The sequence below is a fragment of the Vibrio sp. SCSIO 43153 genome (genome assembly GCF_023716625.1).
Classification (GTDB): domain Bacteria; phylum Pseudomonadota; class Gammaproteobacteria; order Enterobacterales; family Vibrionaceae; genus Vibrio; species Vibrio rotiferianus.
Genome location: NZ_CP071856.1, coordinates 440,720 through 453,523 on the forward strand (window position 1 = coordinate 440,720; position 12,804 = coordinate 453,523).

12 protein-coding genes are annotated in these 12,804 nt (G+C 44.8%); 6 read left to right on the forward strand and 6 right to left on the reverse strand.

All coding sequences use genetic code 11. The features are described 5' to 3' along the window. Positions 1-160 precede the first annotated feature (160 nt). Positions 161-1,204, reverse strand: a complete 1,044-nt coding sequence (locus J4N37_RS18110; RefSeq protein WP_010451329.1) for a GMP reductase — start codon at positions 1,202-1,204, stop codon at positions 161-163. Positions 1,205-1,735: 531 nt separating this feature from the next. On the opposite strand from J4N37_RS18110, the gene J4N37_RS18115 reads away from it, so the two are divergent. Then, positions 1,736-2,290: an outer membrane beta-barrel protein gene (locus J4N37_RS18115; protein WP_138955175.1), complete on the forward strand. Its 555-nt coding sequence runs from the start codon at positions 1,736-1,738 to the stop codon at positions 2,288-2,290. Between the two features lie 94 nt (positions 2,291-2,384). On the opposite strand, the gene J4N37_RS18120 is transcribed toward J4N37_RS18115, so the two are convergent. From J4N37_RS18120 to narQ, 5 genes are all read right to left on the reverse strand, one after another. After that, the gene (locus J4N37_RS18120) at positions 2,385-3,917 is read right to left on the reverse strand and encodes an NAD(P)H-hydrate dehydratase (protein ID WP_252043320.1); all 1,533 of its coding nucleotides are present in this window, start codon (positions 3,915-3,917) and stop codon (positions 2,385-2,387) included. 77 nt (positions 3,918-3,994) lie between these two features. Further along, complete coding sequence (locus J4N37_RS18125; RefSeq protein ID WP_010451326.1) at positions 3,995-4,432, reverse strand: PAS domain-containing protein; 438 nt, start codon at positions 4,430-4,432, stop codon at positions 3,995-3,997. Beyond that, positions 4,432-5,436 (reverse strand): response regulator, encoded by a 1,005-nt coding sequence (locus J4N37_RS18130; protein ID WP_010451325.1) that lies wholly within the window; start codon positions 5,434-5,436, stop codon positions 4,432-4,434. The genes J4N37_RS18125 and J4N37_RS18130 overlap by 1 nt, the downstream gene beginning before the upstream one ends. A 298-nt stretch (positions 5,437-5,734) precedes the next feature. Further along, the gene (locus J4N37_RS18135; RefSeq protein WP_010451324.1) at positions 5,735-6,367 is read right to left on the reverse strand and encodes a response regulator; all 633 of its coding nucleotides are present in this window, start codon (positions 6,365-6,367) and stop codon (positions 5,735-5,737) included. Between the two features lies 1 nt (position 6,368). Next, positions 6,369-8,090: a nitrate/nitrite two-component system sensor histidine kinase NarQ gene (gene narQ, locus J4N37_RS18140; protein WP_010451323.1), complete on the reverse strand. Its 1,722-nt coding sequence runs from the start codon at positions 8,088-8,090 to the stop codon at positions 6,369-6,371. Between the two features lie 246 nt (positions 8,091-8,336). Between narQ and napF the strand changes: the two genes are divergently transcribed. The 5 genes from napF (at position 8,337) to J4N37_RS18165 (ending at position 12,793) form a co-directional block, all read left to right on the forward strand. Then, positions 8,337-8,822 (forward strand): ferredoxin-type protein NapF, encoded by a 486-nt coding sequence (gene napF, locus J4N37_RS18145; protein WP_045386681.1) that lies wholly within the window; start codon positions 8,337-8,339, stop codon positions 8,820-8,822. Positions 8,823-8,863: 41 nt separating this feature from the next. Beyond that, positions 8,864-9,172 carry a chaperone NapD gene (locus tag J4N37_RS18150; protein ID WP_010451320.1) on the forward strand — a complete coding sequence of 103 codons (309 nt, stop codon included), beginning with the start codon at positions 8,864-8,866 and terminating at the stop codon, positions 9,170-9,172. Next, positions 9,169-11,658 carry a periplasmic nitrate reductase subunit alpha gene (gene napA, locus J4N37_RS18155; RefSeq protein WP_010451319.1) on the forward strand — a complete coding sequence of 830 codons (2,490 nt, stop codon included), beginning with the start codon at positions 9,169-9,171 and terminating at the stop codon, positions 11,656-11,658. The genes J4N37_RS18150 and napA overlap by 4 nt, the downstream gene beginning before the upstream one ends. Before the next feature lie 72 nt (positions 11,659-11,730). After that, positions 11,731-12,186 (forward strand): nitrate reductase cytochrome c-type subunit, encoded by a 456-nt coding sequence (locus J4N37_RS18160; protein WP_010451318.1) that lies wholly within the window; start codon positions 11,731-11,733, stop codon positions 12,184-12,186. Between the two features lie 28 nt (positions 12,187-12,214). Beyond that, positions 12,215-12,793, forward strand: coding sequence for a NapC/NirT family cytochrome c (locus tag J4N37_RS18165; protein WP_051119369.1), 579 nt, complete (start codon positions 12,215-12,217; stop codon positions 12,791-12,793). The last annotated feature ends 11 nt before the right edge of the window (positions 12,794-12,804 follow it).

Consider the following 12,804-nt stretch of genomic DNA (forward strand, 5'->3'; position numbering starts at 1 on the left):
ACAAGCTAAGTATAGAGTCACCTTTCAGAAGCAATCATTCATAACCCAATCACTAACCTGTAGTTTGTCGCCACTTTGTCGCCACTTGGCAAATTTTAGACAAAAAAAGAGCCGCTATCAGCGGCTCTCTATAATTCGTATTTTCCGAATAATCTTGAGATTACTCTTTACCGAAAACGTTGTTCTCTTGCTCTTGTACGCGGATGAACGTAGTACGCTTGGTTAGCTCTTTAAGCTTTGCTGCGCCTACGTATGTACATGTTGAGCGAACACCGCCAAGGATGTCTTGGATAGTGCCGTGAACACTGCCGCGGTAAGGTAGAAGTACGGTTTTACCTTCAGCTGCGCGGTAGCCAGCTACGCCGCCAGAGTGCTTGTCCATCGCGCTCTTAGAAGACATGCCGTAGAACTTCATAAACTTCTCACCGTCTTTCTCAATCACTTCGCCGCCTGACTCTTCATGACCAGCGAGCATGCCGCCAAGCATTACGAAATCAGCGCCGCCGCCGAATGCCTTCGCTACATCACCTGCGCATGAACAGCCACCGTCGCCAACGATCATACCGCCAAGGCCGTGAGCTGCATCGCCACACTCGATGATTGCAGAAAGTTGCGGGTAACCAACGCCAGTTTTAACGCGTGTGGTACATACAGAACCAGGGCCGATACCCACTTTAACGATGTCTGCACCTGCTAGAATCAGCTCTTCACACATATCACCAGTTACGACGTTACCAGCAGAGATCACTTTGTCTGGGAACTCTGCACGAACGCGCTCTACATAGTCAACCAGATGTTCTGAGTAACCATTCGCGATATCGATGCAGATGAAAATGAATTCATCTGACAGAGCCATAATGTCTTTGGTTTTTTGGAAGTCTGCGTCCGATGTACCCGTAGACACCATTACATTGTTTAGCGTTGTTTTGTCTGCTGATTTTGCAAACTCTGCCCAGTCTTCCACTGTGTAGTGCTTGTGAACAGCGGTCATTACACCATGCTCTGCTAGTGCCTTAGCCATTGCAAAACTACCAACCGAATCCATGTTAGCTGCAATTACAGGCACACCTGACCATTGACGGCCACTATGCTTGAATGTAAAATCGCGGGTTAAATTTACTTGAGAACGGCTTTTCAGGGTAGAACGTTTCGGGCGAAACAGTACATCTTTAAAACCTAACTTAAGTTCTTGTTCGATACGCATTGTGTAATTCCTTGATTCATATGTATATGTGTCACCTCAGAGTGCGTAGTGAAGTCGTTGGCAGACGAGTTCACTGTTCTTCGGACACAAAAAAACCGGAGCGTTGGCAGACGCTCCGGTTTTCAGCATTATAGGCCGTGATTTATTTCCTACAAGTCTGATATTTGAATTTTTTTTGTGATACCATCTTGGAAATTGCATATCAAAAACACCCACCAAAACCTCCAAATCACAACTTAATCAGCAATATCAAGTAGTTAAAACCAATCTTTAGGTAATCCTTTGCGCAAACCTTTGCTTACTTTCTATTTTTTGATTTTCTAATCGTACAACTTTCGCTCTACCTATCTCACAAAATCGAGCGTTCGGTAACTAAATTCCACCAATGCGCCCTGATTTTTTCTTCAAAAGTTAGATATTTTTCGCTATCAGATTTTCTCATGTGGCAAAACTCGAAAATAAATAGTACAACGTACCATAATTATATATAATCAAACGCAACCCACTCACATCAAAACATTGGCAAAGCGTATGAAAAACAAATCTCTTCTCCTTACTACCGTCATCATTACTTCCCTTTCCAGTGGAAACGCTTTGGCAAAAAGCGGCCATGAAGTATATGGGCATACAGGTATTTCAACTTTCTCTAAAGATGGAAGCAGTGAAAGCGGTCTATATACCCAAGCTGGCTATAATTACTTTTTCACACCATTTGTCGCACTCGATATCAACTACACCCGAGCAAGCTCCTTTAACACTGATGTATCTCAAAATAATACAGACTTTACTTCTGATGCAGATGGCTTTGGCGCAGGTGTTAAATTGATCCACTACTTCGGAAGGCTAAATGTACAAGCGAAAGGTGGTGTGAGTTCTTTAAAAGTGACGCAAGATTATTGGGATAATAACCAACTAAAGTTTGTAGAAACCTCTGATAGGACAACTAGCCCATATTTTGAAGTTGGTGTTGGTATGCTATCTCCTTGGAGCAAAAGATTATCTGTTAATCTGAATTACAATTATCAAATAGCTAATGATGATATCGACATCTCTTCATTTTCACTTAGTGGCAACTACACATTTTGATAATGGCTTTAAAGCTGAGATCGACGTCAAGAGAATAAAGACGCAAATAGAGAGAGTCTCAAAGCCTTGATCACTCCCTTTTGATTTGAACGATTCAAAGGTGGCTGTTAATTGTACCTCTAACGTCAGTAACTATATCTGAGGCAAGCAAACCAACTCGACCAAACTTCCGCACATTTTCATCAGCAGCACAGCTATGAATGACGACGCCGAGCCTTGCCGCGATAGAGATAGATAAGCCTCTGGCCAATAGACCACCAATTATACCGGAAAGAACATCACCAACACCGCCGCAGGCCATACCCTCGTTGCCTGCAAGACAAACGTACATTCTGCTTCCATCGTATATTAAAGTACCTGCGCCTTTTAAAACGATAACGCCACCATATTGCTCATGCAACGCCCTCACGGCTTGAAATCGGTTACTCTCAATCTGTTCTATGTTTGAATTCAACAACCTTGCAGCTTCTCCCGGATGGGGAGTAATGATCCTCAAATCATCACGGTTACTTGGAGTTACCTCACCTACATTACATTTTGCAAGTAAATTCAGGCCGTCGGCATCCAATAACTTTCTTTTTTCTACATCGGAGAGCAGTTGATAAACTCCGTCTGACCAAGAATCCATCCCTAAGCCAGGCCCCAAAACCAAAGCGTCAGCCCAGTCCGCTCGCTTCACTAGTTCGTTATCGGTATCTTTGAGCTGCTCTAGAGTAATACTCTGGCTCATGACTTCTGGTGAGGCAACCTGTAAAGGTATTAAAGAATTCGGATGGGTTATGGCGGCCGTTAAGCCTGCTCCTGTGCGAGTGGCCGCTGATGCACATAATCGGATGGCTCCAGACATACCTTGGTTACCACCCACGCACAGTAACTTACCGTTGTCACCTTTATGGGCCGTTGGATTCGCTTCTGGCCACAACCGACTAATTATTTTTTGATCAATGCCTAGAGCGCTTTCATCAGTGATAGACTGGAACTCTCGCTCAACACCCAATCCAGCAAAATGAAGCTCCCCGACGTTCGAGCGCGCTTGCCCAGTACAGAGTCCTTGTTTAACACCGATAAATGTCACGGTATGGTCGGCTTTAACGGCATGGCCTAATACATTACCTGTATTGGCACAAAGACCTGATGGAATATCAATCGAAATGACGGGGCATCGTATACGGTTGATCTGGTCAATATACTCACTGAGCGGTGTCTTAACGTCCCCACTTAGACCAGTGCCTAGTAAGGCATCAATAATGACATCCGCTTCAAACAGGGCTTCCTCCCAATAATTCCAGTCTGAATGCCTGCCATCATTAAGAGCCCATTCTTGGAAAGCGAGTTTAGCGTCCCCCTTGAGTGCTTCTTCTTTTCCGGCTTGAAAGACTGAAACATCAAGTTGTGCTTGTTGTGCGAGCGTCGCAAAGACATACCCATCACCACCGTTATTGCCTTTTCCGCACAAAACAACCACTTTCTTCGCTCTAGGGTAAAGAGTTTGAAAGCGTTCGTATACCGCCATCCCCGCACGTTGCATCAAGCTATACATAGAGATGCCCGCCAAGCGAGCAGCCTCCACCTCTCCGCTTTTCACTTGCTCTGCGGTGTAGAGTTTCAACGCTAAACTAAAGTCCATATCATCAATCTGCATACCGTGTGCCCTATCTATAAGGGTATACAAAAAAGCCGAGGTTAACCTCGGCTTCTCTGTGTTTATTTTGGTTGAGCGAGTAACGCTTCTGCGGTCGCATCATTAATAGAAAGGAATAATGAGTTTATCTTCCCAGTTGGGGTTCGCATTGGGTTAAGCGTTACATTCTGGTACATAAACTCCGCTTGTTGTGTAACAGGACGAACGTTACGACAACGGAAAAGATATGGACGCTGGCGCCAAGTAATAAAGCTTCGGCAACCTAGATCATAAACCGGCTTCGTTTTTAGCTTGAACCATTCTTGAGGGATCTCTGGAAAAATATCAAAGATCGAGCGGCCAATTGCATCATGAGATTGAAGACCACTATGGTGAGTCATAAAGCCATTCCACACTTGAACATTGTAATCTCGGTCCAAAACCACCAATCCCATGTCGACATTTTGAACCATGTCGACCATCCAGTGGAACTGTTCAAATTCTGCAGGCAGATTCAACATCAGAAATCCTCCATCAAATACGACAGTTTGTTGTCAAGAAGCGGAAGCGACTCATCGACAAACATAAACAAAAGATCACAACGAATTGAAGTGCCATCAATATTGTAACTCACCTCGAAGGTCATAGTTCTACTGAACGCGCCCGTCGTGGATTCGATAATCGAGTCAATTGATATGTGCTGACCCAAAAGAACAGGAGAGCTCTGGAAGAAACGAACTTCCGCTTGTTCCCCTAAACCATTCAAAAATGACCCGACTAAGATATTGGAGATATCCATTAGCAGCTCTAGCTCTTCAAGCTCTTCGCTATCAGCAGGTACCTTCATGAGTTTCTTCAGATCAGAAACACTTGAATCGCTTAAGATAACTAAGGCCTCTCCGGCGATCCCTTCTCCACAAAAGCCTTGGCAAACACCTGAAACATTATCATGTGAAGCCAAATCTCTTAGCGCCATATGAAGCTCGCTGAGCTCAAAAATATTAACGTTTGGCAAAGGCAGATGAACAAATACGTCGAAATGGCGAGCCAAAGCATCCGCTGCACGACCGATCGAGACGTTGGCCACCTCCATGTAGATATCGCGTCTACGCAAAATTGGCAGCTCAACAACGCTAGGCATAACAACTTGCGGAACCTGCGGCGGCTCAACCAACTCTTTTAGTGTTGCTTTTAGCTCATCTTTACCGATGGGCTTTTGAATAAATGCTTTAGCGCCAAGCGCAAAAACGCGCTCTTTTGCTTTAGGCTGAATATCCCCCGATACAACAACAACAGGCGTGGTGTTCCCCAGCCTACGCATCTCTTCAAGTGTTTCAAAACCATCCATCTCAGGCATGGTGAGGTCAAGAAACATGAGCTTAAATTCTTTTTGCGCTAGCTCTTCTAGCGCGTTTTTACCGTGAATGGCAAAAGTGATATCTGCATTCAGTGTTGCAGGCAGTGACCTCGCCATCTGTTTGCGCGCGAGCGCTGAGTCATCACAGATGAGTACAGGAAAAGACATTCAACCACCTTCAAATATTCAACAACCTGATCAGAAGTTTATCAGATTGTTACCGCATATAGTACGAGAAAACTGACAAGTTTATTTTCATTATTATGGCTTCTAGCATACGCAAGATGAATAGTTGAGTGAACACCAATCCAAGTAAACTCTTGGAAAGAGCCCTAAAAAAGAGATGTCACGAACAAAAATGCCCACGCTTAAAGGCGCAGGCATTAGTAATCAAAGGTTTTAAGTGAGAACGAGAAGCTTTGCAGTGTGTAATTGTTTAGTTCAACGGCTCATTCCCTGAGACCTTTTACTTCACCTCACCGTATCGTTCCAGATACAAAACCGTTGCGGCTGTACGCGATGGAACCTGCAGTTTTTTCAAAAGGCTCTTCATATGCACTTTGACCGTAGACTCCGAGATAAACAGTCGGTCTGCAATCTGCTTATTGCGGAAACCCCTCGCAACTTCTTGCAGAATTTGTGTTTCACGATCCGTTAGTGAATCGAAAACATCCGTTTGATCAGAACGCTCACTTAGATAGTTAGCCACGGCTTGGCTATAGGCTTTGTCACCTTGATGTGCACTTTTTAGCAACTCAACAAGCTCATCGGGTTCCGTATCTTTTAGAAGGTAGCCATCTGCACCACTACGAACAATCGCTTCAATATCTGCTGGGCTATCAGAAACCGTCAAAATTACAATACGAGCTTCACAACCATCCGCGCGCAATGCTTTTAGTGTGTCTAAGCCCGACATACCTTTCATGTTTAGATCGAGTAGCACTAAATCCAGTTCATGTTCATGCGCTTGTGCAATCGCATCTGCACCGCTACTTGCCTCACAAACTACATCGAATTCTTGTTCGAAACTCAATAACTGTTGGATACCACGTCGCATCAGTGGGTGATCATCCACCAGCATTACTTTACACACTGTCAATTTATACTTCCTTACTCTGCTGGAATTCTAATGTTACGGTACAGCCCATGTCGCGTTGAGCCTCAACACTCAAATCTGCGTGGAGCCTTGCCGCACGCTCTTGCATGATACTCATACCGTAGTGATTTAACTTTTCATCTTGTCTATCAAACCCAACGCCATCATCTTCGACTCTCACGGTGACAAAACCGTCTGATTCAAGGCATTCAATGTTAATGTTCTCAGCTTGCGCATGCTTAATGGCGTTGATTGTCGCTTCTCTTATCAACTGTAGTAGATGCACTTGCTGGTGCGCATCAAGCTCAGTAGACGAAAGTTGGTTATTCAATGAAATGACCGCTGTGGTTTGCTCGTCCAGTGTTGCCACCATTTCTTGTAGGGCTTGCCCAAAGCTGCCCTCTTTGATCGAGAGACGAAACGTCGTTAAAAGCTCTCGTAATTGAGTATAAGCTGCCGATAACCCAGTATCGAGTTCGGCAATAACTTGCGCAGTTTGCGCAACTGCCACCTCATCCGGTAGTCCTTTTACGCTTCGCTTTAATAGCGAGACTTGGATCTTAAGATAAGAAAGAGCTTGAGCTAATGAATCATGCAACTCACGCGCAATGGTGGCTCGTTCTTCCATCAACAATAACTGTTCGGCTTGCCTTTGTGCGCGGTTGTAATATACCGCACGAGATAAGATCTGCACAAAGTTATCGATAAGTGACTCATTAGGACACGGTAAGCCCGCTTTCCAGTGCAAGTAACCAAGGTGCTCACCATCGAGAGTCAGTGTTTTGCTATGACACTCACTATCGCAATCATGACGACACTCTTCACCTTCCGTCAGTATCCAGTTTGGTTCGCCAATTTGGTCGATTTCAAGCTTTACAGCACGAATACCTTCCAAGCTTACAATATGTTGTAGGATTGCTTGAAAGTTCTCTTGATGAATGCGCGAAGCGGTCAGCTCCTTCGATGAGTCATAAAGCACTTGTAACGACTGGTTAGCATGTTGCAATTTGCGAGTTTTCTCATTAACTGCTTGCTCCAACCCCCGATACAACTGGCCTAGATCGTGCGCCATGTTGTTGAAGGTTCGGGTTAGGATACCCATTTCGTTATCACTTGAAACGTTCAATGACACGTTAAATGAACGATTCTGAATCTGCTCACTAGCAAATACTAATGCACGTAACGGCCTGACCACCTCAAGCCTGACAAAATGCACAACAAACATGCTAACAAACAAAATGCCTCCGAGCCCTAATCCACCAATCCACGCTAAGTTGATCAGTTTCTGCTCAGAATAATGCTGTAGCTTAAAAACGAACGCATCAATCTGCTTCACAAAGCCCGCTACCAACACCAAATATCGGTCTCTATCTTGGCTCTTCAACACCGATTTCAGTTCATGCCAGCGAAGGATCAAACGGTAGTAATCTTTTGTAATGTCGTCAGGTACAGACCAATGTTGCAGTGCCAGCATCGAATGGGAGTATATAGACTGCTCAAATAAGTCAATATGTGAAGAATAGTCTACAGATTCACTCTGAATATCGTGAGCTAATCGATAGCTCTGCATGCGCATTGAACCAGACACATTGACGGCCTCTGCATCATTAAGGCTCGATGCAAGAGTGAAAATAGCAAAGCCAGTCGTCGCCACTGAGAGGAGCAAAATCAACATCATGGCAGATGCTATGGTACGTGTTACTGACTTTTTCACATTATTAAACAACTCTGAACTCCGCTGATACGACAACCGCATTTCTTACTATGTAACACGCATTATCTTTTAACTTTATCAATATGTGATCACCTGCGTTGGAATTTATTGATCCAAAACAACATTGCATCCCAATTACCTCCTAAGAGGTATTTATAGATATATGTCAAAAACTACAATTTCGTGTACTTAAATGACAGTTTATTAATGAAATTGTGGACTATGCTTAGTTTGGGTTTCTAACTTTGAGGTAACTAAGTGGTAGACCTTTCTAGACGAAGACTTTTTGCAAGAAAAACGCAACCGGATAATTCGGTACGTCTTCCTTGGCTGGCAAAACCAACTCAGTTCATCGATGACTGTACTCGCTGCGGTAAATGTATCGAGGCTTGCGAAACCAAGATTATTACCAAAAGTGACGGCGGTTTTCCTGCCGTTGATTTTTCGATTGATGAGTGCACGTTTTGTTATCAATGCGCCGATGCTTGTCCTGAGCCGCTTTTTTTAGCAGAAGAAGAGCAACCATGGCAGGCAAAAGCAACGATCAACGAGAGCTGCTTAGCAACGCAAAATGTCGAATGCCGAAGCTGTGGGGATATGTGCGACCCAATGGCAATTAAGTTCCAATTGGAAATTGGCAAAGTAGCACAACCAAATATAGACCTTGATGAGTGTAACGGCTGCGGCGCCTGTGTATCAGTTTGCCCTACTTCATCCATCAATGTGAGCAATATAACAGCCTAGCCCTTATTTAGCGCTAAAGGCGATAGAAACGAGAGACATACATGTCACTAAACGAAGTGCACATATCGAGTCTGGTAATCCATGTTCTGCCTGAGCACCTGGCTGAAGTAAAGACCCAAATTGAAGCGTACGAAAACGCAGAAATTTATGGGGATAGCCCAGAAGGCAAAATTGTGGTGGTGCTAGAAACCGAAAACCAAGGTTTCATCACCGATACGATCGATGCGATTAATAATTTACCGAATGTCTTAAGCACAGTACTGGTTTATCACCAAATCGAAACTGGGCTAGAAGAAACGGACAAAGAAGACACTGGAACACAACATTCCCAAATTGAGGGTGAAGTATGAAAATGACAAGACGTGCGTTTGTGAAAGCAAACGCGGCTGCATCAGCTGCTGCTGTCGCAGGTATTACACTACCAGCTTCTGCAACCAATCTGATTGCAAGCTCTGATCAAACCAAAATCACATGGGACAAAGCGCCTTGTCGTTTCTGTGGTACAGGCTGTTCTGTTCTTGTTGGTACTCAAAACGGTAAAGTAGTAGCAACGCAGGGTGACCCAGAAGCACCAGTGAACAAGGGCCTAAACTGTATCAAAGGCTACTTCCTATCGAAAATCATGTACGGTCAAGACCGTTTGACTCAACCGCTACTGCGTATGAAAGATGGCAAATACGATAAGAACGGTGAGTTCACGCCTGTATCTTGGGATGTTGCATTTGACACTATGGCTGATAAGTGGAAAGAAGCACTTAAAAAACAAGGCCCTTCTGGTGTTGGTATGTTCGGTTCTGGTCAATGGACAGTAATGGAAGGCTACGCGGCTGCAAAAATGATGAAAGCCGGTTTCCGATCAAATAACATCGACCCTAACGCTCGTCACTGTATGGCTTCTGCTGTAGGTGCCTTCATGCGTACATTTGGTATCGATGAACCAATGGGCTGTTATGATGACTTCGAGAATGCAGACGCTTTCGTGCTTTGGGGTTCAAACATGGCAGAAATGCACCCAGTATTGTGGACTCGTATTACTGACCGTCGCCTAAGTCACCCACATGTTAAAGTTAACGTTTTATCGACTTACTACCATCGCTCATTTGAACTAGCAGACAAAGGTTACATCTTCGAACCTCAATCTGACCTAGCAATCGCAAACTTCATTGCAAACTACATCATCGAAAATGATGCCGTAAACTGGGACTTTGTAAACAAGCATACAAACTTCAAGCAAGCGACAACAGATATCGGTTACGGCCTACGTGATGATGACCCACTTCAAAAAGCTGCCGCTAACCCTAACTCTGGCAAAATGAGCTCTATTTCATTCGAAGAGTACAAAAAGTCCGTTGCACCTTACACAGTAGAGAAAGCTTCTGAGCTATCTGGTGTGGAGCAAGAGAAGTTGATCGAGCTTGCAAAACAATACGCGGATCCAAACACGAAAGTAATGTCACTTTGGACAATGGGTATGAACCAACATACTCGTGGCGTATGGATGAACAGCCTGATTTACAACATTCACTTGCTAACAGGTAAAATTGCGACTCCAGGTAACAGCCCGTTCTCACTTACTGGTCAGCCATCAGCATGTGGTACCGCTCGTGAAGTTGGTACGTTTGCCCACCGCCTACCAGCCGACATGGTTGTTGCTAACCCTAAACACCGTAAGATTGCAGAAGGTATCTGGAATATTCCTGATGGTGTTATTCCACCTAAACCTGGCTTCCACGCGGTTCTTCAAGATCGCATGTTAAAAGACGGCAAGCTAAACGCATACTGGGTAATGTGTAACAACAACATGCAAGCCGGTCCAAACATCAATGGTGAACGTCTTCCTGGTTACCGTAACCCAGAAAACTTCATTGTATGTTCTGACCCATACCCAACAGCAACAGCGCAAGCTGCTGACCTAGTTCTACCTACAGCAATGTGGATCGAAAAAGAAGGCGCTTATGGTAACGCAGAGCGTCGTACTCAAGCTTGGTACCAACAAGTCGGTACTGTAGGCGAAGCTAAGTCTGACTTATGGCAGGTGATGGAGTTCTCTAAACGCTTCAAGATGGAAGAAGTTTGGACCGAAGAGCAACTAGCGAAAGCACCTCAATACCGTGGTAAAACCATGTATGACATGCTATTTGCCAACGGCGTTATTAACAAATACCCAATTGAAGAAGCGCGTGAGCTGAACGACGATGCACACCACTTCGGTTACTACGTACAGAAAGGTCTGTTTGAAGAGTACGCAGCGTTTGGTCGCGGCCATGGTCATGACTTAGCACCTTACGATGTTTACCACCAAGTTCGTGGTCTACGCTGGCCAGTGGTTGACGGAAAAGAAACGCTTTGGCGCTTCAAAGAAGGCTCAGATCCATACGCTAAAGCTGGCAGCGGTTGGGACTTCTACGGTAAGCCAGATGGTAAAGCACTGATTATCTCTGCACCATACGAAGCGCCACCAGAAGTGCCGGACGCTGAATTCGATATGTGGCTGTGTACAGGACGTGTTCTTGAGCACTGGCACACAGGTACTATGACTCGTCGTGTACCTGAGCTTTACAAAGCGGTTCCTGATGCAGTGGTTTACATGCACCCTGCTGATGCGAAGAAACGTAACGTTCGTCGCGGTGAAGAAGTTCTGATTGCAAACAAACGTGGTGAAGTACGCGTTCGTGTTGAAACTCGCGGCCGTAACCGTCCACCTGAAGGCTTGGTATTCGTACCATTCTTTGATGCTCGTATTTTGATTAACAAACTGATCCTAGACGCTACGGATCCTCTGTCTAAGCAGACGGACTTTAAGAAGTGTCCAGTGAAGATCACAAAAATTGCTTAATTAAGAGTGCGATGACTGCTGTGAAAGCAGCAGTCATACCTAAGAATTTAGCCATTAGGCGGAGAATTAATAATGAAAAAATTTCTAATTGCACTGTTATCTGTAGGTGCGCTAGTTAGTGGTGCAGCAGTAGCCGAACTCGATAACCCGGGCGGCACCGGCGGACTTGAGTCTCTACGTGGTACTGCACAACTTGAAGACACACGCCCTGCTGATGACTTCAAAGACTTTCCAAAAGACCAAATCGTTGCAGACAGCTTTGTTTATCAGCCACCACTGATCCCACACAGCATCCGCAATTACGAAGTATCTTTGAATGCAAACAAATGTTTAGCATGTCACAGCTGGAAAAATGCAAAAGACGCAGGCGCTACAAAGATCAGTGTAACGCACTACGTTAACCGTGAAGACGCGGTTCTGGCAGATATGTCACCACGTCGTTACTTCTGTTTGCAATGTCACGTTCCACAAACGGATGGAAAACCTTTAGTGGTAAATGAATTTAAGGCAGTCGATTCGCTTCAGTAATTGAAACGCGAGTACTAAGAGGTTACTTATGAAAATACTTAAAGCGTTTTGGAAGAGACTGTCGAGCCCGAGTAAAGCTGCCGCCGGTGTAGTTTTATTCCTAGGCTTCGCTGGTGGTCTTCTGTTTTGGGGCGCATTCAACACGGGTATGGAAGCGACCAATACAGAAGAATTCTGTTCTGGCTGTCACGCTCCTATCGTTACTGAAATTCAAGAAACGATTCACTACTCGAACCGCTCTGGTGTTCGTGCAATCTGTTCTGATTGTCACGTACCACACGAATGGACCGATAAAATCGTTCGTAAAGTTCAAGCATCTAAAGAGTTGTTTGCACACTTCGTAACGAAGACGATCGATACACCGGAGAAATTCCAAGCTCGTCGTGAACACTTAGCTGAACGTGAGTGGGCGCGTATGAAGAAAAACGACTCGTTGGAATGTCGTAACTGTCACCAGTTTGATTACATGGACTACTCTCAGCAAGGTAAACGTGCCTCCGCTCAACACTCTACCGCGTTGGCGTCAGGCGACAAAACTTGTGTAGATTGTCACAAAGGTATCGCACACAAACTGCCTGACATGCATGGCGTTGAAGGCTGGCAATAAGGAGAAATACA

Coding starts and splice junctions, on each gene's coding strand:
- J4N37_RS18160 (WP_010451318.1), top strand. CDS start 11,731: ATGAAAAAATTTCTAATTGCACTGTTATCTGTAGGTGCGCTAGTTAGT.
- J4N37_RS18110 (WP_010451329.1), bottom strand. CDS start 1,204: ATGCGTATCGAACAAGAACTTAAGTTAGGTTTTAAAGATGTACTGTTT.
- napA (WP_010451319.1), top strand. CDS start 9,169: ATGAAAATGACAAGACGTGCGTTTGTGAAAGCAAACGCGGCTGCATCA.
- J4N37_RS18165 (WP_051119369.1), top strand. CDS start 12,215: ATGAAAATACTTAAAGCGTTTTGGAAGAGACTGTCGAGCCCGAGTAAA.
- J4N37_RS18125 (WP_010451326.1), bottom strand. CDS start 4,432: ATGTTGAATCTGCCTGCAGAATTTGAACAGTTCCACTGGATGGTCGAC.
- J4N37_RS18120 (WP_252043320.1), bottom strand. CDS start 3,917: ATGGACTTTAGTTTAGCGTTGAAACTCTACACCGCAGAGCAAGTGAAA.
- J4N37_RS18130 (WP_010451325.1), bottom strand. CDS start 5,436: ATGTCTTTTCCTGTACTCATCTGTGATGACTCAGCGCTCGCGCGCAAA.
- J4N37_RS18115 (WP_138955175.1), top strand. CDS start 1,736: ATGAAAAACAAATCTCTTCTCCTTACTACCGTCATCATTACTTCCCTT.
- J4N37_RS18150 (WP_010451320.1), top strand. CDS start 8,864: ATGTCACTAAACGAAGTGCACATATCGAGTCTGGTAATCCATGTTCTG.